We start from the raw sequence: 24,834 nt of genomic DNA, 5'->3' as shown, positions 1-24,834 counted from the left end.
CCGCTCGGGGCCCAGCGGTACCGCGCTGGCAAGGCGGTCAGGCGTTCACCGGGGTGAACCGCACCGGCAGCGCCTGGGGTCCACGGGTGAACACACCCTGCTCGACCGGGTCGAAGCCGTCCGCGAACCGCAAGTCCGGCATGGCGTCCAGCAGTTGGGCCACGCCGATCTCGACCTCGGCCTTGGCGAGCAGCGCGCCCACGCAGAAGTGCCGGCCCAGCGCGAACGCCAGGTGGTCGGCGGCCGCCGAGAAGGCGTTCGTGGCGGTGAGGTCCTCGCGGAAGATGTCGAAGCGGTCGGGCTCGCGGTAGCGGTTCTCGTCGCGGTTGGCCGAGCCGATCAGGCAGGTGACGGTGACCCCGGCCGGGATGGTGCCGCCGCTGAGCTGCACCTCGGTCGCGGACTGCCGCATGATCATGTGCACCGGCGGGGTGAAGCGCAGGGTCTCGGCGAACGCCCGCGGGATCAGGCTGTGGTCGGCCCGGACGGCGGCCAACTGGTCGGGGTGGGCCAGCAGGTTGGCGAAGATGCTGGCGATCGCCTTGTCGGTGGTCTCACCGCCCGCCGCGAGCAGCAGGCTGCAGAACGCCTTGATGTCCTCGTCGCTCATCCGCACCCCGTCGACCTCGGCGGCGCACAGCACGGACAGCAGGTCGTCGCCCAGGTTCTCGCGGCGCTCCTTGATGATCGGCAGCATGTACTCGGCGAACTCCACCCGGGTGCGGTCGCCCGCGGCGGCCACCTCCGGGTCGCCGGACAGGTTGCCGAGGAAGGCGATGACGGTGGTGTACCAGCGGTGGAAGCGGGCGTGGTCGGACTTGTCCAGGCCCAGCATGTCCGCGATCACGTTGACCGGGAAGCGGGTCGCGTAGTCCGTGACCAGGTCGGCCGAGCCGGTGTGCCGGAAGGCGTCGATCAGTTCGCGCGAGTTGCGCTCGATGACGGGCAGGAACTTCTCCTGGAGGTCCCGGCCCCGGAAGGCGGGGGCGACCAGGGCCCGGCGCACGGCGTGCTCACGGCCGCTGAGCTGGAGGATCGTCTTGCCGTGCACCGGCTCGATCTGCCAGTCGTAGTTGTCGGTGGTGAACTCGCCTTCCTTGTCCTTGAAGACGCGCTCGACGTCTTCGTACCGCGAGATGATGTAGCTCTGCGTGGCCTCGTGCCAGATGAGGGGCGAGGTGTCCCGCATGAGGCGGTACACGGGGTAGGGGTTCGCCGCGAACTCGGGCGAGAGGATGTCGGGTATCTGTGCCGCAGTGGTCATGATGCTCCGTCGGGACCGGGAATGACGTGTTCCGTAAGGTTATTGATCATTCGTCAGCCATGACACCCCCTGAAGGCTTCGACTGGGGCACGGTGCCCGCCTTGGCCGGATACTGGTCGGCCGAAAGCGGGGCGCGCGGTCGGTTCTTCGGTTCCGATGTCCTGATCTGGTCGGTCCGCCGGGGTGTCGGGGGCGAAAACGGGGCGCACGGTCGGCGCACGGGAGCGTGTGGTGGAGTCGTGTGCGCTCAAGTGAGAGCGCGGCGGCACATGCGCCGGATCGGCCGGATCGACGTGGGTCATATGCGGCTGAACTGCCGCACTCGGGGCGCCTGTTGGCCGAATGGTGGGTGATGAACGCCGTTAGGCATATGCCTGGGGCAGCACAGATGATTATTGCGTGCTCTATTACCCATCGGTAATCGATCGAACGAGTACCTCCGATCGTGGACTTTCCCTTAGTGTGATGAGTGTGAATGAACAGGGTCCGGGCAGTCTGGTTCCGACCGGCCGCACGGGAACTGTCATCTCGGGGATGGAGCGATTCGCTCCTTCGTTCGATCTGACGCTCCGTTCGGATCGGACAAGCAGTCCGGGAGCCGCGGAAACGGAATGCGCGGCGGCTCGGAGAAACAAGCTGATGTACGTGCCGCCAAGGGGGGCGTCGTGGTCAATCCTTTCGACGATGAGTCGGGCAAGTTCCTCGTGCTCGTGAACGAAGAGGGTCAGTACTCGCTCTGGCCGGCGACGCTCGCCGTGCCGGGCGGCTGGCGCGCCGAGGGCCCGGAGGGGTCGCGCCAGGAGTGCCTGGACGCGATCGAGGCCAACTGGACCGACATGCGGCCCGCCAGTCTGGTGCGGGCGATGGCGGCCGACGGCTAGGCCGTCCCGCGACCCCGGCCCGTCCGGGGTGTCATGCCTGGTCGCACGGCATTTCGCCGCCAAGTGATCCCCTGGGCGCCGCTCTCGCCCTGGGGGCCACCCGGTCGGCGCGCCGGACGACCGTCACCGCCGGCGAGACGCTCGCGCCGGTTCCCGTTCCCGCTCGCCAAGGTCCCGGCGGCCCGCCCGGCCGCGGGGTCGACGCGCGTGGATACGACGGGCACTCGTGCGCCGGTAAGCGGAAGTGCGGATGGGCGCGGCCGTTTCGACATCTCGCAGACGCACTTTCTTTCTTTCACCGTCACGGAAACGCCATGGGGCGAATCGCTGCACGCGCATGCGTTCTCCCTGGGCTTTCCTTACCGTCCCCGGAACCTCTCCCCAAAGGTTGATCCCGCATGCGTGAAAACCGCTCGGACGCGTTCGCTGTGACGCCCGAAGAACCGTTCGAACTCACCATCGCCCAGCAGGGTGTGTGGTATGGGCAACTGGTCGATCCGGACAGCCCCAAATACAACATCGGGGAATGCCTGGAGATCCGTGGCGGCCTCGACGAGGGGTTATTCGCCGCCGCGGTGGACCGGGCGGTCTTCCTCCACGACAGCTTTCACCTGGAGTTCGTCACTGACGGTGAAACGATTCGCCAACGGGTGGTCCGCCCCGGACCGGACGCCCCGAGCCGACTGCACCGGGTCGATCTGAGCGGCGAGGAAGACCCGACCGCCGCGGCCGAACGGTACATGGCCGACGACATGGCCACCGTCGACCGACTCACGCGTCCGCAGCACCATTTCGCGCTGCTGCGCCTCAGCCCCACGCTGCGTTACTGGTACATCCGGTACCACCACATAGCCGTCGACGGCCTCAGCGGCGCCCTCTTCGCCCGCACCGTCGCCGACCTCTACACCCGCGCGGTCCAGGGCGGGGACCCCGCCGAGATCACCGCCGCACCCCTGCGTGACCTGGTGGACGAGGAAGCCGCCTACCGCGCCTCCGGCCGCACCGAGACCGACCGCGCCTACTGGACCGGCCGGTTCACCACCCCCGCCGGGGACGGTCCGCAGGCCGACGCGGACACCCGCGCCGCCACCCCGCTCATCCGCCGCCGCACCGACACCCCGGCCCCGGACGCCACCTCCGACGCGCCGGTCCAGCTGCACTCCGGCGAGACCCTCCCCGTCACCGTCCTGGACGAGCTGCGCCGCCTGGGGAGCGACAGCCGCACCACCTGGACCGCCGTCCTCGTCAGCGCGGTCGCCGCCTACGTCGCCCGCGTCACCGGGACCCAGGACGTCCGGGTCGGACTCGCCTCCCACGGACGGCACGCCGGACTGCGCCACATCGTCGGCATGACCTCCAACATCCTGCCGCTGCGCCTGTCCGTCACCCCGGACATGACCGTCGGCGCCCTGGTCCGCGCCGTCGCCACCGAGATGCGCGGCGCGATGCGGCACCGCCGCTTCTCCCGCGAACAGCTCGCCCGCGAGCTGAGCATGGCCGACGACGGGGCCCGCCTCACCGACGTCGTCGTCAACATCATGGGCTTCGAGTACGGCCTCGACTTCGGCGGCAGCCCCGCCACCTCCCGGCTGCTGTCCATCGGCCCGGTGGACGACGTGTCCCTCTTCGTCTCCGAACGCTCCGAGGGACAGGGGCCGTTGATCGGCTTCGACACCAACCCGGAGCTGTACCACCCGGACGACGTCCGGCTGCACCAGCACGCCGTCGTCTCCTTCCTGACGGCCCTGGCCGGTGCGGACGCCGAAACCCCGCTCTCCGAACTGTCGTTGCTCGACGACACCGCCACCGCCGCCGTGCTCGCGCGGGGGCGCGGCACCGAACTGCCCGCCATGGACACCGCCCTCCCGCGCGCGTTCGCCGCGCAGGTCCGTCGTACGCCGGACGCCCCGGCCGTGGTGAGCGGGGCGCACACCCTCACCTACCGTGAGCTGGCCGAGACCGCGGCCGAGCTGTCCGGCGCGCTGAGCGGCTGGGGCGTCGGCGCCGAGGACGGCGTCGGCGTACTGGTGAACCGCTCGGCCGCCGTCGTGACGGCCACGCTCGGCGCGGTGGGCGCGGGCGCCGCGTACGTACCGCTGGACGCCGCGTGGCCCGCCGAACGGCTGGACCGGGTCGCCGGGACCGCCCGGGTCCGTGCCTTGGTGGTGGACGCCGCCAACGCCGACGCGGACTGGGTCGCGGCGGCGGCCGGGACGCTCCCCGTCCTCGTCGTGGACGAGCGCGGCCGCCTCCTGCGCGGTGCCCCGGAGCGGCCCGGGACCCCGGCCGAGGTGGAGCGGGGCGACCGCCTCGCCTACGTGATGTTCACCTCCGGCTCCACCGGCCTGCCCAAGGGCGTCGGCGTCACCCACGCCGACGTGCTCGCGCTGGCCGCCGACTCGGCCTGGCGGGACGGGGTCTCGGACGCGGTGCTGCTGCACTCCGCGTACGTCTTCGACGCCTCCACCTTCGAGATCTGGGTGCCGCTGCTGAACGGCGGCCGGGTGGTCGTCGCGCCGCCCGGCGGCCTGGAGCCGCACGTCCTGCGGGAGATGACCGAGCGGTACGGCGTCACCTCGCTGTTCCTGACGACCTCCCTGTTCAACATCGTGGCCGAGACCGACCCGGCCGCCTTCGCCGGGCTCCGGCTGGTCTCCACCGGCGGCGAGGCCGCCGCCCCCGGCCTGACCCAGCGCGTCGCGGAGGCGGCGCCCGGCACCCGGGTGCTGAACGTGTACGGGCCCACCGAGACCACCACCTTCGCCACCCGCCACCAGGTCACCGCGCACACGCCGGGCGTGCCCCCGATCGGCCGGGCCCTGGACGGCATGAACGCGTACGTCCTCGACGACCGGCTGCGCCCGGTGCCGCCCGGCGTGGTGGGTGAGCTGTACGTGAGCGGCCGGGGCGTGGCCCGCGGCTACCAGGGGCGTGCCGCGCTCACCGCCACCCGCTTCGTCGCCGACCCGTACGGGCCGAGCGGCGCCCGTATGTACCGCACCGGCGACCTCGCCCGCTGGACCGCCGACGGCGACCTCGAGTACGCCGGGCGCGTCGACGGGCAGGTCAAGCTGCGCGGGTTCCGTATCGAGCCCGCCGAGATCGAGAACACCCTGCTCGCCGACCCCGCCGTACGCTCCGCCCGCGTCCTGGTCCGCGAGGACGTGCCCGGCGACCCGCGCCTCGTCGGCTACGTCGTGCCGGAGCCCGGTACCGCACCGGACGCCGCCGCGCTCGCGCGTGCCGTGGGCCGGACGCTGCCCGCCTACATGGTGCCGTCGGCGTTCGTGCTGCTCGACGCGCTGCCGCTGAACGCCAACGGCAAGCTCGACCACCGGGCCCTGCCCGCACCCCGGGCCACCACGGCCGCCGGGCGTGCCCCGCGCACCGCCCACGAGGAGGTGCTGGCGGGCCTGTTCGCCGATGTGCTCGGCCGGGACACGGTCGGCGTCGACGACGACTTCTTCGTCCTCGGCGGCCACTCCCTGCTCGCCACCCGGCTCACCGGGCGGATACGCACCGCGCTCGGCGCCGAACTCGACCTGCGGACCCTCTTCGAGCACCCCACGGTCGCGTCGCTCGCCGCCGTGCTCGACACCTCCGGCGCGGCCCGCCCCGCGCTCGTCCCGCAGGACCGGCCCGACACGGTGCCGCTGTCCTTCGCCCAGCGGCGGCTGTGGTTCCTCAACCAGGCCGAGGACTCCGGCGACACCTACAACGTCCCCCTCGTCCTCGACCTCGAAGGCCCGCTGGACACCGACGCCCTGCGCGGCGCCCTCGCCGATGTCGTCGTCCGGCACGAGAGCCTGCGCACCGTCTTCGCGGAGGAGGACGGGGTGGCCCGCCAGGTCGTCCTGGCCGCCGCGCACGCCGCCGATCTGGTCCCGCTCGCCGTGGAGGAGCCCCCGGCCGGGGCGGACGCCGAGACGTGGGCCGAGGAGGCGGTGGCCCGGCTGGCCGGTGCCCCCTTCGACCTGGCCGGGGGCGTCGCCTTCCGCGCCGGGCTGCTGCGGCTCGCTGTCGACCGGCACATCCTGGTCCTGGTCCCGCACCACGTCGTCGCCGACGGCTGGTCCCTCGCCCCGCTGAGCCGGGACGTCGGCGCCGCCTACCGGGCCCGGCTGGCGGGGGAGGCCACCCCCGACTGGCCCGCGCTGCGGGTGCAGTACGCCGACTACGCCCTGTGGCAGCGGGAGTTGCTCGGGGAGGACGATGACCCGGACAGCCTCGCCGGACGGCAGCTCGCCTACTGGCGCCAGGCACTGCACGGCGCCCCGGACCTGCTCGAACTGCCGCTGGACCGGCCCCGCCCGGCCGTCCCGAGCCACCGCGGCGGGGCGGTGCCCTTCGAACTGCCCGCCGACGCGCACACCGCGCTGACCGGGCTGGCCCGTGCGGCCGGCTGCACCCCGTTCATGGTGCTCCAGGCCGCCCTCGCGGTGACCCTGCGCGCCCATGGCGCGGGGGAGGACATACCGCTCGGCACCGCCGTCGCCGGACGCGCCGACGAGGCGCTGGACGACCTGGTCGGCTTCTTCGTCAACACGCTGGTGCTGCGCACCGACCTGTCCGGCGACCCGACCTTCCGGGAACTCCTGGGCCGGGTCAAGGAGTTCGACCTCGCCGCGTTCAGCCACGGCGACATCCCGTTCGAGCGGATCGTGGAGGCGGTCAACCCCGAGCGCTCCGGCGACCACCACCCGCTCTTCCAGACCATGCTGGTCCTCCAGAACCAGGAGCGGGCCGGGATCGACCTGCCCGGCATCACCAGCCGCGACCGCTCCGGGCACACCGGGATCAGCAAGTTCGACCTGACCTTCTCGCTCACCGAGAACGCGGCGTCCGCCGACCGTACCGAGCCCGCCCAGGGCATCGGCGGCTACCTCGAGTACGCCACCGACCTCTTCGACGAGGCCACCGCCCGCGCCCTGTGCGACCGGTTCGCCCGCGTCCTCACCGAGGCCGTCGAGCACCCCGACCGCCGCGTCGGCGACCTCGACCCGCTCGGCCCCGGCGAACGCGACCGGCTGCTCGCCCAGGGACACGGCACCGCCCGCCCGCTCCCCACCACGAGCGCACCGGAAGCCGTCCGCGAGTGGGCCACCCGCACCCCCGACGCGATCGCCGTACGGGACGCGGACACCCACTACACCTACGCCGAACTCAACGCGCGGGCCGACGCGTTGGCCCGGGTGCTGCGCGCACGCGGTGCGGGACGCGAGACGCTCGTCGCGCTCGCCCTGCCCCCGTCCGTCACCTCGGTCGTCGCCATGCTGGCCGTCCTGCGCGCCGGTGCCGCCTACCTGCCCGTGGACCCGCGCTACCCGGCCACCCGCATCCGGCACATGTTCGCCGACGCCCGCCCGGTCCTCCTGCTCACCACGAGCGACGTCCACGAGACGCTGCCGCACACCGACGTACCGTGGCTCGACCCCGGTCTGCCGGGCGACGGCGGAAGCGAGCCGGAGCAGCGGCTCCACCCCGCCGACCCGGCCTACGTCATCTACACCTCCGGCTCCACCGGCCGCCCCAAGGGCGTGACCGTGCCGCACGGCGCGCTCGCCAACCACATGGCCTGGATGACCCGGCACCTGTCCCTCACCCGGGGCGACCGGGTCCTGGCCCGCACCTCCACCAGCTTCGACGCCTCCGTGTGGGAGCTGTGGCTGCCGCTGATGAACGGCGCCGAGGTGTGCGTGCTGCCTGACGGCGCCAACCAGGACCCGCGCGCCCTGGTCGGCTGGATGGACCGGTTCGCCGTCACCGTCGCCCAGTTCGTGCCCTCCCACCTCGCGCTCGTCCTCGCCGAGGCCGCCGACGCGGCGCCGCTGCCCGCGCTGCGCGCCGTGCTGTGCGGCGGCGAACCGCTGCCCCGCGCCCTCGCCGACGACATCACCCGCACCTGGCACGCCGAGGCGCACAACCTGTACGGCCCGACCGAGGCCACCATCGACGCCACCGCCCACCGGGTCCCCGCGACCGGCGAGGGCCCGGTGTCCGAGACCGTGCCGATCGGCCGTCCCGTCGACACCATGCGCGCCTACGTCCTCGACACCCGGCTGCGGCCCGTCCCGGCCGGGGTCACCGGGGAGCTGTACCTCACCGGACCCAACCTCGCGGGCGGCTACCTGGGCCGCCCCGGCCTGACCGCCGAACGCTTCGTCGCCGACCCGTTCGACCCCGACGGTGCCCGCATGTACCGCACCGGCGACCTCGTACGGTGGAACCGGCACGGGCTCATCGAGTACGTGGCCCGCGCCGACGATCAGGTCAAACTGCGCGGCTTCCGCATCGAGCTGGGCGAGGTCGAGGCCGCGCTCCTCGCCCGCCCCGGCGTCAGCGCCGCCTGCGCCGTCATCCGCGAGGACACCCCCGGCACCCGCCGACTGGTGGCCTACGCCGTCACCGCCGAAGGAGCGCCGCGCGCCCTCACCCTGCGAGACGACCTCGCGGAGGCGCTGCCGCACTACATGGTGCCCGGCGCCGTCGTCGTCCTCGACGAACTGCCGCTGCTGCCCAACGGCAAGGTGAACCGGCGCGCTCTGCCCGCACCCGAGCCCGAGCCGGAGGCCGAGACCTCGGTGGCCCCCGGCCGGGGCACCCCGCAGGAGGAGCTGCTCGCCGGGATCTTCGCCGACGTCCTGCACCGCCCCGCCGTCGGCCCGCACGACAGCTTCTTCGACCTCGGCGGCCACTCCCTGCTCGCCATGCGCGTCGTCAGCCGCGTCCGCGCCGTCCTCGGGGCGGAGGTCGCGGTGCGCACCCTCTTCGAGCACCCGACCGTCGCCGGACTGGCCCGCGCCCTGGACACCCCCGGCCGGGCCCGCCCCGCCGTCCTGGCCGCCACGCACCGCCCCGAGCCGCTGCCGCTGTCCTACGCCCAGCAGCGGCTGTGGTTCCTCAACCGGCTGGAGGGGCCCAGCTCCACGTACAACATCCCGCTCGTCCTCGAACTCGACGGTGCCCTGGACCCGGACGCCCTGCGGGCCGCGCTCGGTGATGTCATCGAGCGGCACGAGGCGCTGCGCACGCTGTTCCCCGAGCGGGACGGCGTACCGCACCAGACGGTGCTGCCCGCCGAGGCGGCCACGCCCGCGCTGCTGGTGGTGAGCACGGCACCGGCCGACATGGACGCCACCGTGCTGGCCGCCGTGCAAGAGACGTTCGACGTCACCACCGACCTGCCGCTGCGCGCCCTGCTGCTGCGCTCCGCGCCCGAACACCATGTGCTGGTCCTCGTCGTCCACCACATCGCCGGTGACGGCTGGTCCCTCGCCCCGCTCGCCCGCCACCTCGGCACCGCCTACCGAGCCCGGCTGGAGGGCGCCGAGCCGGGGCTGACCGTCGGCACCCCGCTCCAGTACGCCGACTACACCCTCTGGCAGCGCGCCCTCCTCGGCGAGGGGGACGCCGAGGACGACGGCGTGCTGCGCGGCCAGCTCGACCACTGGCACACCGCGCTCGCCGGGATGCCCGGCCTGATCGACCTCCCGCTGGACCGGCCGCGCCCGGCCGCCGTCGACCCCCGGGGCGGGACGCACACCTTCGAGGTGCCCGCCGAGCTGCACACCCGGCTCAAGCGGCTGGCACGGGAGTCGGGCAGCAGCCTGTTCATGGTGCTCCAGGCGGCCGTGGCCACCCTGCTGCACCGGCACGGCGCGGGCGACGACATCCCGCTCGGCTCACCCGTCGCCGGTCGCACGGACGAGGCGCTGGAGGACCTGGTCGGGTTCTTCGTCAACACCCTGGTGCTGCGCACCGACCTCTCCGGCCGCCCCACCTTCCGTGAACTGCTCGTACGGGTGCGGGAGTTCGACCTCGCCGCCTACGCGCACCAGGACGTGCCCTTCGAGCGGCTGGTGGAGCACCTCAACCCGGTCCGGGCCCGCGACCACCACCCGCTGTTCCAGACCATGGTGGTGCTCCAGAACCAGGACAGCGCCCGCCCCGAACTGCCCGGCCTCACCGTCGAGGACCGGCTCGTGCACAACGGGCTGAGCAAGTTCGACCTCACCTTCGCCTTCACCGAGGACCGCGACGGCTGCCTCGGCGCCGGGGTCGAGTACGCCACCGCGCTGTTCGACCGGAGCAGCGTCGAGAACCTCACGGCCCGGCTGCTGCGCCTGCTGGAGCGGGTCGCGGACGACCCCGAACGCCCGGTCGCCGAGCACGACTTGATGACCCCGGACGAGCACACCCTTGTCGCCCGCTGGGGCACCGGCCGCGCCCTGCCCGCGACCGACGAGCCCGCCGTGCTGCCCGCGCTGTTCGCGGCCCAGGCGGCCCGCACCCCGGACGCGACGGCCGTCACCGCCGCCGACGCGACCCTGACCTACGCCGAACTGGACACCCTCTCCGCCGAACTCGCCGACACCCTCGCGGGCCTCGGCGTCGGCCCCGAGACCGGAGTCGGCGTACTGCTCGGCCGGTCCCCGGCCGTCGTGACGGCCTCGCTCGGCACCGTCCGCGCCGCCGGGGCCTACGTCCCGCTGGACGCGCGCTGGCCCGAGGAGCGGCTCGACCAGGTCGCCGGGGCGGCCGGAGTCCGGGTCCTGCTGGTCGACGAGGCCGCCTGGGAGTCACCCTGGGTGGGCGCGGCCGCCGCACGGACACCGGTCGTCGTACTGGACCGGCTCGGCCGCGTCCTGCGGGGCGGCCCCGAGCACCCCGGCCGCCCGGTGGCCGTACCGGACCCCGCCGCCCTGGCCTACGTGATGTTCACCTCCGGCTCGACCGGTCTGCCCAAGGGCGTCGGCGTCACCCACGCCGACGTGGTCGCGCTGGCCGCCGACTCCGCGTGGCGGGAGGGCGCCGCCGACGCCGTGCTGATGCACTCGGCGTACGTCTTCGACGCCTCCACCTTCGAGATCTGGGCCCCGCTGCTGCACGGCGGCCGGATCGTCGTCGCCCCCGAGGGCGTCCTGGACGCCCGCACCCTCGACGACGCGGTGCACACCCACGGGGCGACCGCCGTCTTCATGACGACCGCCCTGTTCAACGTGATCGCCGAGACCGACCCCGGCGCCTTCACCGGTCTGCGGCTGGTGTGCGCCGGTGGTGAACTGGCCTCCCCGGACGCCATGCAGCGGGTCGCGGTCCTCGCGCCCGACACCCGCGTCCTGCACGTGTACGGCCCCACCGAGACCACCACCTTCGCCACCCGCTACCCGGTGACCGCCGACCTGCCCGCCGGACCGCCGCCCATCGGCCGCCCGCTGGACGGCATGCGGCTGCACGTCCTCGACGGCTCGCTGCGGCCCGTACCGCCGGGCGTGGTGGGCGAGTTGTACCTCGCCGGACAAGGGGTGTCGCGTGGCTACACGGGCCGCCCCGGCCTGACCGCCACCCGTTTCGTCGCCGACCCGTTCGACGCGTCGGGCGGCCGGATGTACCGCACCGGCGACCTGGTCCGCTGGACCCCGGACGGGCAGATCGCCTACGTCGGCCGGTCCGACGGCCAGGTGAAGCTGCGCGGCTACCGGATCGAGCTGGGCGAGATCGAGAACACCCTCGCCTCCTGCCAGGGGGTCGCGGACGCCTTCGCCGTGGTCCGCGAGGACACGCCGGGCGACCGGCGTCTCGTGGCCTACGTGGTCCCCGCGAGCGGCGCGAGCCCCGACCCCGCCGACCTCGCCCGCGCCGTCGGCCGGTCGCTGCCCGCCTACATGGTGCCCAGCGCCTTCGTCCTGCTCGACGCGCTCCCGCTCACCCCCAACGGCAAGGTGGACCGGCGCGCGCTGCCCGTCCCCGAGCACGCGCCGGTGAGCGGACGCCCCGCCCGCAGCGCCCGCGAGGAGATCCTCTGCGGACTCTTCGCCGACGTGCTCGGTCTCGACGCGGTCGGCCCCGACGACGACTTCTTCGCGCTCGGCGGCCACTCCCTGCTGGCCACCCGGCTCACCGCCCGGGTCCGGGCCGCGCTCGGCGTGGAGGTCCCCGTCAAGACCCTGTTCGAGCACCCGGCACCGGCCGCGCTGGCCGCCGTGCTCGACGGCGCCGAGGAGGCGCGGCTGCCGCTGGAGCGGGCCGGGCACCGGGCGGACCCGCTGCCGCTGTCCTTCGCCCAGCGCAGGCTGTGGTTCCTCAACCGGTTCGAGGGCCCCAGCGACACCTACAACGTGCCGCTCGTGCTGCGGCTGGACGGCCCGCTGGACGCCGAGGCCCTGGAGAGCGCGCTGGCCGACGTGGTCGGACGCCACGAGAGCCTGCGTACCGTCTTCCCCGACACCGACGGCGTGCCGCGGCAGCTGATCCTCGACGCCGGGGCGGCCGACCTCGACCTCACGCCCCGCGACACCGACCCCGGCCGCCTGGACGAGGTGCTCGCCGCCGAGGTCGCTCACACCTTCGACGTGAGCGCCGAGGCACCGGTGCGGGCCCGGCTGGTGCGGCTCGGCGCCGAGGCCCATGTCCTCGTACTGGTCCTGCACCACATCGCGGGCGACGGCTCCTCGCTCGCCCCGCTCGCCCGCGACCTCGGCGAGGCGTACCGGGCGCGCCTCGCGCACGAGGAACCCGGCTGGACGGATCTCGCCGTCCAGTACGCCGACTACACGCTGTGGCAGCACGCGCTGCTCGGCGACGAGCAGGACCCGGACAGCCGGGCCGCCGGGCAACTCGCCTTCTGGCGCGCGGCGTTGGCCGGAGCGCCCGAGCTGCTGGAGCTGCCCGCCGACCGGCCGCGCCCCGCCGTCACCGAGCACCGCGGGGACGCGTTCCCCTTCCCCGTGGACGCCGCCACCCACCAGGCCCTCGCCGCGCTGGCCCGCGCACGCGGGTGCAGCCTCTTCATGGTGCTCCAGGCCGCCCTGTCGGTGCTGCTGTCCCGGCACGGCGCCGGGCAGGACATCCCGCTCGGTACCGCCGTCGCCGGACGCACCGACGAGGCCCTGGACGACCTGGTCGGCTTCTTCGTCAACACCCTGGTGCTGCGCACCGACCTCACCGGCGACCCCACCTTCGACGAAGTACTGGACCGGGTGCGGGAGTTCGACCTCGCCGCCTACGACCACCAGGACGTGCCCTTCGAGCGGCTGGTGGACGCCCTCAGCCCGGACCGGGCGCAGAACCACCACCCGCTGTTCCAGACCATGCTGGTGCTCCAGAACCAGGCGGGCGCCGACATCGAGCTGCCCGGTCTCACCGTCTCGGAGCAGCCGGTGCGCACCGGCATCAGCAAGTTCGACCTCACCTTCACCTTCACCGAGACCGAGGACACCGCCGGGCGGCCCACCGGGCTCGACGGCGTCCTGGAGTTCTCCACCGAACTGTTCACCCACGCGACCGCGTACACCCTCGCCGACCGGCTGACCCGCCTCCTCGCCTCCCTCGCCGCCGATCCCGGCCAGCGGGTCCACGAGACCGAGGTGCTGAGTGCGGACGAACGGCAGCGGCTGGCGGAAGCGGCCCTCGGACCGGTCCGGCCGGTGTCCGCGCGCACGGCACCCGAGGCGTTCCGCGCCCAGTGCGCCCGCACCCCCGGCGCCGTCGCGGTACGCGGCGGCGACCACGGTCTGACCTTCACCGAACTCGACCAGCTCTCCAACGACCTCGCGCACCATCTGCGCGGCCGGGGTATCGGCCGGGGCGACCTCGTCGCCCTCGCCCTGGAGGGCACCCCGGACCAGGTGGTGGCGATGCTCGCCGTCACCAAGGCCGGGGCCGCCTACCTGCCGATCGACCTGGACCACCCCGAGGCACGCATCGCGTACACCCTGTCCGACGCCCGCCCCGTCCTCCTGCTCACCCACGCCCACCGCGCCGAACAGCGCCGACTGCCCCTGCCCTTCCTCGCGCTGGACGACCGGACCACCTGGTCCACCGGCCACATCGCCCCGCCCGCGACCGCGCCCGACCCGCGCGACGCCGCGTACGTCATCTACACCTCGGGCTCCACCGGCCGACCCAAGGGCGTCGTCGTCACCCACGCCTCGCTCACCAACCACATGGCGTGGATGGCCGACCACCTGGCCCTCACCGACGACGACCGGGTCCTCGCCCGGACCTCGCCCAGCTTCGACGCCTCGGTGTGGGAGACCTGGCTGCCGCTGCTGCACGGCGGCTCCACCTGCCCGGTACCGGGCGCCCTCAACCACGACCCCGCCGGACTGCTAGGCCGGGCGCGTGAACTGGGCGTCACCATCGCCCAGTTCGTGCCCTCGCACCTCTCACTGGTCCTCACCGAGACGGCGGGCGAGGAAGCGCCCACCACCCTGCGGGCCGTCCTGTGCGGCGGCGAACCCCTGCCGCGCACCCTGGCCCGGCGTATCCGGGACGCCTGGCGGGCCGAGCCGCACAACCTGTACGGGCCCACCGAGACCACCATCGACGCCACCGCCCACCACCACACCGACGACGACACCGACACCGCCGAGGGGAGCGTGCCGCTCGGGCGCCCCATCGACAACGCCCGCGCCCATGTCCTCGACGCCCGCCTCCAGCCCGTGCCGCCCGGCGTCACCGGGGAGCTGTACCTCGCGGGCGACGGCCTGGCGCGCGGCTACCTGGGCCGGGCCGGGCTCACCGCCACCCGCTTCGTCGCCGACCCGTACGGCCCCGCCGGAAGCCGGATGTACCGCACCGGCGACCTCGTCCGGCGCGACCCGAACGGCCTGCTCAGCTATGTCTCGCGCGCCGACGACCAGGTCAAGCTGAACGGCTTCCGCATCGAGCTGGGCGAGATCGAGACCGCGCTCACCGCCCTGCCCGGCATCACCGCCGCCTGCGTCCTCGTCCGCGAGGACCAGCCCGGCGAACGGCGCCTGGTGGCCTACGTCGTGCCCGGCGGGGGAGAGGGCGCGGACGTGGCCGACGACGCGCTGCGCCGGGGGCTGGCCGATGCGCTGCCGCCCTACATGACGCCCGCCGTCTTCGTGCACCTGGACGCGCTGCCGCTGATGACCAACGGCAAGACCGACCGGCGCGCCCTGCCCGCCCCGGCCCGCGCCACCGGCAGCAGGCCGGGCGGGGAACCGCGTACCGAGCGCGAACGCGTGCTGTGCGAGGTGTTCGCCTCCGTGCTGCGGGCGGACGCCGTGCGCACCGACGACGACTTCTTCGCACTCGGCGGCGACAGCATCCTGTCCATCCAGCTCGTCAGCCGGGTCCGGCAGGCCGGGCTGGCCGTCACCCCGCGCGACGTCTTCGTGCACCGCACGCCGGAGGCCATCGCGGCCGTCGCCACCGTGCTGACCGCGGACTCCGCCGAACCCGCCGAGGCGGGCACCGGCGAGATGCCGCCCACGCCCATCGCGGCCTGGTTCCTGGAGCGGCCCGGCGCCACGGACGGCTACAACCAGTCCGCGGTCCTGCGCACCCCGGCCGACGCCGACGAGGAATCCCTCGTCGACACCCTCCAACTCCTCATCGACCACCACGACATGCTCCGCATGCGGGTCGCCCGCTCCACCGAGGAGGAGCCGGTCCTGTACGCCCAGCCGCCCGGCTCGGTCCTGGCCCGCAAGCGCCTCACCCGGCTCGACATCACCGGGCTCGACAGCGCCGCCGCGACCGCCGCGCTCACCGAGGCGGGCGAACAGGCCCGCGCCCGGCTGCGGCCCGCCGACGGCCATGTCATCGAGGCCGTGTGGGGCGACGCGGGCCCGCGCACGCCCGGCCGGCTGCTGATCGTCGTCCACCACCTGGCCGTCGACGCGGTCTCCTGGCGGGTGCTCGGCGCCGACCTGGCCACCGCCTGGCGGACGGCCACCGGCACGCCCGCGGCACTGCCGTCCGTCGCCACGCCGTACCGGAGCTGGGCCCGCCTCCTCGCCACCCAGGCCCGCACCCCCGAGCGGGAACGCGAACTCCCGCTGTGGGAAAGCGTGCTGGACACCCCCGACCCGCGCATCGGACACCGGCCGCTCGACGCGGAGCGCGACACCGCCGAGCACACCCGCACCCTCACCACCCACCTGGACGCCCGCTGGACCGGCCCGCTGCTCACCACCGCGCCCGCCGCCTTCCACGCCGGGGTCGACGACGTCCTGCTCACCGCGCTCGCCCTGGCGATCCGCGCCTGGCGCGAGGACCGGGGCACCGGCCGCACGGACGACACCGCCGTCCTGATCGACCTGGAGGGCCACGGCCGGGAACAGCTCGCCGACCACATCGACCTCTCCCGCACCGTCGGCTGGTTCACCAGCCTCTATCCCGTCCGGCTCGACCCCGGCCCCGGCCGGGTCGTCGAACCCGCCCGCTTCGACGCGACCCTGATCGACCGCGCCGTGAAGCTGATCAAGGAACAGCTGCGGGCGATACCCGACCACGGCGTCGGCTACGGCATGCTGCGGCACCTCAACCCCGCCACCCGTGACCGGCTCACCGCCCCGGACCCGCAGATCGGCTTCAACTACCTGGGCCGGTACGCCGGTTCGGCCGAGGACGCGGGCGACTGGGAGGTCCTGCTCGACGGCGGCCAGCCGCGCAGCCAGGACCCGGACATGCCGGTCCACCACGTCATCGACATCAACGCGCACACCGAGGACCGCCCCGACGGGCCCGTCCTCGTCACCCGCTGGGCGTGGCCCGGCGACCTCCTGAAGGAGGAGGACGTGGCCGACCTGGCCGACGCCTTCGCCCGCGCCCTGCGCGCCGTCGCCGAGCACGCCGAACAGCCCGACGCGGGCGGCTACACGCCGTCCGACCTTCCCCTGGTCTCCCTCGACCAGGCCCAGATCGACCGACTTCAGAACAAGTGGGGTGGACGCAAGTGACCGGGTTCCAGCTGGAGGACGTACTGCCCTTGACGCCGTTGCAGGCGGGCATGCTCTTCCACTCGCTCTACGACTCCCAGGCCGTGGACGTCTACACCACCCAGTTCGTGTTCGACCTCGAAGGCACCGTCAGGGTCTACGGGCTGCGCTCCGCCATCGGCACCCTGCTGCGCCGCCACGCCAACCTCCGGGTCGGCTTCCTCCACGAGGACCTGGACCAGCCCGTCCAGGCGGTCGCCGCCGAAGTGCCCGTACCACTGGAGGAGTTGGACCTCACGGCGAGTGGTCCCGAGGCGCTGGACGCGTTCCTCGCCGAGGACCGCACCCGCCGGTTCGACCTCACCACCCCGCCCCTGATGCGGTTCACCCTCGTCCACACCGGGCCCGGCCGGCACCGCCTGGTGATGACCAGCCACCACCTCCTCTTCGACGGCTGGTCCGTCCCCCTGCTGGTGCGCGAGCTGTTCGAGCTGTACGCGCGTCAGGGCGACGACCTCACGCTGCCCCGCGTCACCCCGTACCGCACCTATCTCGCCTGGCTGGCCGCGCAGGACCGGGCCGCCACGCTGGACACCTGGCGGAACGCGCTGGACGGGCTGGAGACGCCCACCCTGCTCGCCGGGCGGGGCACGCCCGAGGGGCCGGACTCCGCCGAGCTGCCCGAGACCCTCGTGCTGGAGCTGGACCGGGACACCACACACCGGCTGCGCGACACGGCCCGCGCCTCCCGGCTCACCCTGAACACCCTGGTCCAGGGCGCCTGGGGCCTGGTGCTGGCCCACCTCACCGGACGCTCCGACGTGGTGTTCGGCACCACCGTCTCCGGGCGGCCGCCGGAGATACCCGGCATCGAGACGATGGTCGGCCTGTTCATCAACACCGTCCCGGTACGGCTGCGCCCCGAGCCCGGCGAGAGTCTGGCCGCGCTGCTCACCCGGCTCCAGGAGGAGCAGGCGAGGCTGCTGGGCCACCAGTACGTGGGCCTCACCGAGATCTGCGGGACCGCCGGACTCGACCGGCTCTTCGACACCCTCGCCGTCTTCGAGAACTACCCGCTCGACGCCGAGGCCCTGCGCACCGCCCAGCAGGGCATGTCCGGCCTCACCGTCGCCGGGATCGACGGCACCGACGCCGCCCACTATCCGCTCACCCTCACCATCGCCCCCGGTGAGGACAGCCTCCGCATCACCTTCGGCTACCGCGCCGCCCTGCTCGACCGCGCCGAGATCGAGCAGACCGTGGCCCGCATGCACCGCCTGCTGTCCCGGATGGCGGAGGGTCTCGACGTACGGGCCGACAACGTGCCGCTGCTGCTGGAGGGGGAGCGGGAACGGCTGCTGGCGCTCGGGCGCGGCGACGAACTTCGGCTGAACGTAAGGAGCTTGAGCGTCCCGGAGGCCGTGGCCCGGCAGGCCGAGCGGCACCCCGGCACGGTCGCCGTCACCGGGGCGGGCGAGGAGCTGACCTACGAGCAGCTCCAGGAGCTGTCCACCGGACTGGCCCAGGCCCTGACCGGCTCCGGGGTCGGCGCCGAGGACGGGGTCGGCATCCTGCTCGGCCGCTCCTCCGCCCAGGTCACCGCCTCCCTCGCGGTCCTGCGCGCGGGCGCCGCCTACGTCCCGCTCGACCCGCGCTGGCCCGCCGAACGCCTCGACCGCGTCACCGAGTCCGCCCCGCTGCGCGCCCTCGTCGTGGACGAGTCCACGCGGGACAACCCCTGGGTGCGGGGGCTCGACATCCCCGTCCTCACCGTGGACCCCGCCGGACGCGTCCTCAGCGGCGGCCCCTTCGCCCCCGGCGCGCTGCCCGCCCTGTCCGGCGGCGACCGGCTCGCCTACGTCATGTTCACCTCCGGCTCCACCGGCCTGCCCAAGGCCGTCGGCGTCACCCACGCCGACATCACCGCCCTCGCCGCCGACCGCACCTGGGCCGACGGGGTGGCCGACGCCGTACTCATGCACTCCGCGTACGTCTTCGACGCGGCCACCTTCGAGATCTGGGCGCCCCTGCTCAGCGGCGGCCGGGTCGTCGTCGCCCCGTCGGGAACGCTCCAGCCCGAGACGCTCCGGGACCTCGTCGCCCGGCACGGGGTGACCGCGGCCTTCCTGACCACCGCCCTGTTCAACGTCATCGCCGAGACCGACCCCGGCGCCCTCGGCCTGCTCCGGCTGGCCGCCGCCGGAGGCGAGGCCGCCACACCGGGTGTGCTCCAGCAACTGGCCACCGCCCACCCGGACACGACGGTCCTCAACGCCTACGGGCCCACCGAGACCACCACCTTCGCCACCCTCCACCACGTCCCGGCCGACGCCCCGCCCGGCATGCCCCCGATCGGCCGCCCGCTGGACGGCATGCGGGCCCACGTCCTGGACGCGGCGCTGCGCCCGGTACCGCCCGGCGCCGAGGGCGAGCTGTACATCGCGGGCCCCGGAGTCGCCCGCGGCTACCTCGGGCGCCCCGACCTCACCGCCACCCGGTTCGTCGCCGACCCCTTCGAGGGCGACGGCACCCGGATGTACCGCACCGGCGACGTGGTCCGCCGGGACACCGACGGCCTGATCCACTACGTGAGCCGCGCCGACCAGCAGATCAAGCTGCGCGGCCACCGCATCGAGCCCGCCGAGATCGAGGCGGTCCTGCGCACCGACCCGTCCGTGCGCGCCGCCTGCGTCCTGGTCCGCGAGGACCTCCCCGGCGACCGCACCCTCACCGCGTACGTCGTCCCCGCCCCCGGCCACACCCCGGACCCCGACCGGCTGGCCGCCCACATCGGCCGCCACCTGCCCTCCTACATGGTGCCGTCCGCCATCCAGCCGCTCGACGCCCTCCCGCTGACCGTCAACGGCAAGATCGACCGGGCCGCGCTGCCCGCGCCCGCTTCGACCGGACCGGAAGCCGCAGGGCGGGCGCCGCGCGGAGCGCACGAGGAGATCGTCGCCGGACTGTTCGCGGACGTCCTCGGCGTTCCCCAGGTCGGCGTCGATGACGACTTCTTCGCCCTCGGCGGCCACTCCCTGCTCGCCACCCGGCTCGTCGGCCGGGTCCGTACCGCGCTGGGCACCGAGACCGAGATCCGCACCCTCTTCGAGCACCCGACCGTCGCGTCCTTCGCCGCCGTCCTCGCCGACGGCGACCGCCCGGCCCGCCCCGCCCTGGTCCCGCAGCCGCGCCCCGAGGTGCTGCCGCTGTCCTACGCCCAGCGGCGCCTGTGGTTCCTGCACCGGCTCGACGGCCCCTCGGCCACCTACAACATCCCCTTCGCCGTACGCCTCGACGGCCCGCTGGACCAGGAGGCCCTGCGCGCCGCACTCGACGACGTGGTGGCCCGGCACTCCGCGCTGCGCACCCTCTTCCCGGCCGACGGGGAGGGGCCGCACCAGCACATCACCGAACCCGGCGCGGCGAGCGTGCCGTTCACCGTCCAGGACGCCGACGAGGACCGCCTCGACGCGGCCGTGGCGGAGATCGCCGCCGAGGCCATCGATATCGAGACCGAACTCCCGCTCCGGGCAACGCTGTTGCGACTCACCGACGACTCCCATGTGCTGGCCCTCGTCGTCCACCACATCGCCGCCGACGGCTCCTCCCTCGCGCCCCTCACCCGCGACCTCGGCACCGCCTACCGGGCCCGCGTCGGCGGTCAGGCCCCGGCGTGGAGCGCGCCGCCGGTCGACCACGTGGACCACGCGCTGTGGCAGCGGGCCCTCCTCGGCGACGAGGACGACCCCGACAGCGTGCTGTCCGGGCAACTGGACCACTGGAAGCGGGCGTTGGGCGGGCTGCCCGAGCTGATCGACCTGCCGTGGGACCGGCCGCGCCCCGCCGTGCCCCAGCACATCGGCGCCACCCACGACTTCACCCTGGACGCCGACACCGCCCGCCGGATCGCGGACCTCGCCCGCACCAGCGGCTGCAGCGTCTTCATGGTGCTCCAGGCCGCGCTGTCCCTGCTGCTGTCCCGGCACGGCGCGGGCGAGGACATCCCGCTCGGCACCGCAGTCGCCGGACGCACCGACGAGGCCGCCACCGATCTGGTCGGCTTCTTCGTCAACACCCTCGTCCTGCGCACCGACCTGTCCGGCGACCCCACCTTCCGCGAACTCCTGGACCGCGTGAAGGAGTTCGACCTCTCCGCCTACACCCACCAGGACCTCCCCTTCGAGCGCCTGGTCGAACTCCTCAACCCCGCCCGCTCGCAGAGCCACCACCCGCTCTTCCAGACCATGCTGGTCCTCCAGAACCACAGCCCCGCCGCCCCGGTCGAACTGCCCGGCCTCACCGTGAGCCCGGTGCCGGTCGAGCTGGACGTAGCCAAGTTCGACCTGTCCTTCACCTTCACCGAGACCCACGACGACCAGGGCGCACCGGGCGCCATGCGGGCCGCGGTGGACTACGCGACGGAACTCTTCGACGCCACCACCGTGCACGCCCTCGGCGAGCGCCTCACCAGGCTGCTCACCGCCGTCACCGCCGACCCCGACCTGCCGCTGCGCGCCTACGACGTGCTGACCGACGCCGACCGCGCCCGCGTCACCGCCTGGGGCACCGGCCCCGAGGCCGACCGGCCCGAGAGCGTCCCGGCCCTCTTCCGGCGCCGGGTCCGGGACACCCCGGACGCCCCCGCCGTCCGCGACGCCACCACCACGCTCACCTACCGCGAACTGGACGCCCTCGCGGACTCCGTCGCCGCCGGTCTCGCCGCACGCGGCATCGGCCCCGAGGACCGGGTCGCCGTCGCCCTGCCCCGGACCCGCGAACTCCTGGTCACCCTGCTCGGCGTCCTCAAGGCCGGAGCCGCGTACGTCCCGCTCGACCCCGACTATCCGGCCCGCCGCCTCACCCACATGGTCGGGGACTCCCTGCCGCGCTTGCTGCTGACCACCCCCGAGGTGCGCGAGCGGCTGCCCGAGCTGCCGGTGCCGTACGTCCACGTGCGGGACCTCACGCAGGGCACGGCGCCCGCCTCCAGCGACCCCGACCCGGCGCACCCGGCGTACGTCATCTACACCTCCGGCTCGACCGGGCTGCCCAAGGGCGTCGTCGTCACCCACCAGGGGGTCGGCGCGCTGGCCCGGACGCATGCCGAGCGGCTGCGGGTCGGCCCCGGCGACCGGGCGCTGCACCTGGCGTCGGTCAGCTTCGACGCCGCGTTCTGGGAGATGTGCATGGGCCTGCTCACCGGGGCCTGCCTGGAGATCGACGAGCGTGACGCCCTGCTGCCCGGCCCCGCCCTCGCGGGCACCGTCCGGGAACGCGGTGTCACCCACCTCACCCTGCCGCCCGCCGCGCTCGCGGTGATGCCGCCCGGCTCGCTGCCCGAGGGCACCACCATCGTCCTCGCCGGTGAGGCGTGCCCGCCGCACCTGGTGCACACCTGGGCGCGCGACCGGCACCTCGTCAACGCGTACGGGCCCACGGAGACCACCGTCTGCGCCACCATGAGCCCCTTCCAGCACGCCGACGGCCCCCTCGCCCCCGACCGCACCGTGCCCATCGGCGTCCCCGTCGACGGCACCCGCGTCCACGTCCTGGACGACCGGCTGGCCCCCGTACCGCCCGGCGTGGTCGGCGAGCTGTACGTCTCCGGCGCCAGCCTCGCCCGCGGCTACCACGAGCGGGCCGCCCTGACCGCGACCCGGTTCGTGGCCGACCCCTTCGACCGCGCGGGCGGCCGGATGTACCGCACCGGCGACCTGGCCCGCTGGACCGCCGACGGCGAACTCGTCTACGTCTCCCGCGTGGACGACCAGGTCAAACTGCGGGGCTTCCGGATCGAGTTGGGCGAGATCGAGGCCGCCCTGACGGCGCTGCCCGGCATCGGGTCCGCCTGCGCGATGGTCCGCGAGGACCGGCCCGGCGACCGGCGCCTGGTGGCGTACACCGTGCCCGAGGAGGCCCAACAGGTGCCGGAAGCGGCCGAGTTGCGCGCCCGTCTCGCCGAGACGTTGCCCGACCACATGGTCCCGGCGGCCTACGTCACGCTCGACGCCCTGCCTCTCACCCCCAACGGCAAGACCGACCGGCAGGCCCTGCCCGCCCCTGAGCGGACGACACCCGGCGAGGGGATCGCCCCGCGCACCGACCTGGAACGCGAGCTGTGCACGGCGTTCGCCGAGACCCTCGGTGTGCCCCAAGTCGGCGTCCAGGACGACTTCTTCGCCCTCGGCGGCCACTCCCTGCTCGCCGTCACCCTCGCCCAGCGGATCGAGGAGCGCTGCGGCCGCCGCCTGTCCCTGCGGGACCTCTTCGCCGCGCCGACGGTGGAGGGCGTCGCCCGCCTGCTGGAGCGGACACCGGGGGAGCAGGGGTACGGCGGCGGACTCGACCTCGCCGCCGAGGTCCGCCTCGCACCGGACGTCACGGCCACCGCCCGCAGGAGCGCCCGCCCCGGCGCACGCCCGCTGCTCACCGGTGCCTCCGGGTTCCTGGGCGCGTTCCTCCTGCGGGACCTCATCGAGAGCACGGACGGCCCGGTCGACTGCCTGGTCCGCGCCGAGGACCCCCGCCGGGCCGCCGAGCGACTGCGCGCCAACCTGGAGCACTACGGCCTCTGGCAGCCCCGCTACGACACCCTGATCAACGCGGTGCCGGGCGACCTCGCCGCCCCCGGTCTCGGCCTGACCCCGGAGGACCGGGCCGCGCTGGTCCGCCGCCTCGGTCCGGTCCTGCACAACGGCGCACGCGTCAACTTCGCCGCCGGGTACGGGGATCTGCGCGCCCCCAACGTCGCGGGCACCGAGGAGCTGCTGCGGCTGCTCGCCGACTCGGCGTCACCCGGCATGCACTACATCTCGACGACCAGCGTGTTCGCCCCGGCGACCGGACCCGACCCGGTCGTCATCACCGAGTCCACCCCGACCGGGCCCCCGGCCGACCTGCCCGACGGGTACGCCCGCAGCAAGTGGGTCGCGGAGGGCCTGGTCGGACTCGCCGCCGAACGCGGTCTGCCGGTCACCGTGCACCGGCCCGGCCGGATCAGCGGCGACACCGCCACCGGTGCCTGCCAGGACCGGGACCTGCTCTGGCAGCTCATCAAGGGCTGCCTCCAGGCCGGGGCGGTGCCCGACCTGCCGTACGGCTCCACCGACTGGGTGCCGGTGGACCACGTCAGCCGGGCGGTCGTGGCGCTCACCGAATCGGCGCAGCCGGGCGGCGAGGTGTATCACTTCACCAACCCGGACGCCCCGGACCTGGGCCGCGTCTTCGCGGCGGCCGCCCGGCTCGGCCATGAGCTGAGCACCGTACCCGTCGAGGAATGGCAGGCCCGCGTCGCCGCCGACCCCGGCAACGCGGCCCAGCTCTTCCTCGGCGACGAGCCGCAGACCCGGCACGAGGCGATGGACCGGCGGCGCTTCGACTCCCACCAGACGGCCAAGGCGGTGGGCGTCCTGGGCGTCCACCAGCCCGAGCTGACCGACGAGATCCTCGCCCGCTACCTCACCTGGTTCCAGCGCACGGGCTTCCTGCCCGCGCCGGGGAAGGGGGGAACCGCGGGCTAGCGGGCGGACTGCTCGGCGGCGCGCTTGATGCCGTGCAGGGCCTCCTCCAGGCCGCGGCTGACGTGCTCGCCCTCGACGTTGTCGGTGTGCAGCTCGACGGTCAGCCGCGAGCTGCCCGCCTCGTCACCCGCGGCCACATGCAGTCGGCCGTGGTAGTCGTCGGGGCCGGGCGCGCCCCACTCCAGGCTCTTGCCCGCCTCCAGCACATGGACCCACGCCTCGCTGGTGACGTCCTGCTCCGGCTCGCCGGGCGGGTCGATGTGCGCGGTGACCGTGACCCGGTCCCCGCCCTCCGGCTCGACCGAGGTCAGCCGGGGGAGGTAGGACGGGAGGTTCTCCACGTCCGAGAGGTAGTCGAAGAGGCGGTCCGCCGGGACGGCCACGGTGATCGAGTTGTCGTAGTTACCCATGGTCCCGCTGTGCCCCGGCGCGGGGGGCGGTAACGGTGCGGCGGGGTGGATTGATCCGGACGGGTG

Annotated in this window: 5 protein-coding genes; 3 read left to right on the top strand and 2 right to left on the bottom strand. The window is 74.1% G+C overall.

Features of this window, described 5'->3' with window-relative positions; translation table 11 throughout:
• Positions 1–37: 37 nt before the first annotated feature.
• Positions 38–1,264, bottom strand: a complete 1,227-nt coding sequence (locus ACI2LY_RS02635; RefSeq protein WP_404705499.1) for a cytochrome P450 — start codon at positions 1,262–1,264, stop codon at positions 38–40.
• A gap of 665 nt (positions 1,265–1,929) precedes the next feature.
• Here ACI2LY_RS02635 and ACI2LY_RS02630 point away from each other — a divergent pair.
• From ACI2LY_RS02630 to ACI2LY_RS02620, 3 genes are all read left to right on the top strand, one after another.
• Positions 1,930–2,145: an MbtH family protein gene (locus tag ACI2LY_RS02630; protein ID WP_389005473.1), complete on the top strand. Its 216-nt coding sequence runs from the start codon at positions 1,930–1,932 to the stop codon at positions 2,143–2,145.
• 398 nt (positions 2,146–2,543) lie between these two features.
• Positions 2,544–16,859: an amino acid adenylation domain-containing protein gene (locus tag ACI2LY_RS02625; protein WP_404705498.1), complete on the top strand. Its 14,316-nt coding sequence runs from the start codon at positions 2,544–2,546 to the stop codon at positions 16,857–16,859.
• Positions 16,856–24,358 carry an amino acid adenylation domain-containing protein gene (locus ACI2LY_RS02620; protein WP_404705497.1) on the top strand — a complete coding sequence of 2,501 codons (7,503 nt, stop codon included), beginning with the start codon at positions 16,856–16,858 and terminating at the stop codon, positions 24,356–24,358. Before ACI2LY_RS02625 ends, ACI2LY_RS02620 begins: the two co-directional genes overlap by 4 nt.
• Here the strand turns inward: ACI2LY_RS02620 and ACI2LY_RS02615 are convergent.
• The gene (locus ACI2LY_RS02615) at positions 24,355–24,768 is read right to left on the bottom strand and encodes an SRPBCC family protein (RefSeq protein ID WP_389005467.1); all 414 of its coding nucleotides are present in this window, start codon (positions 24,766–24,768) and stop codon (positions 24,355–24,357) included. The genes ACI2LY_RS02620 and ACI2LY_RS02615 overlap by 4 nt on opposite strands.
• Positions 24,769–24,834 lie beyond the last annotated feature (66 nt).

Source organism: Streptomyces sp. NPDC002176 (assembly GCF_044903645.1).
Lineage (GTDB): Bacteria > Actinomycetota > Actinomycetes > Streptomycetales > Streptomycetaceae > Streptomyces.
The sequence above is the reverse complement of the archived record's forward strand: the minus strand, read 5'-3'. Positions and strand labels throughout refer to the sequence as shown.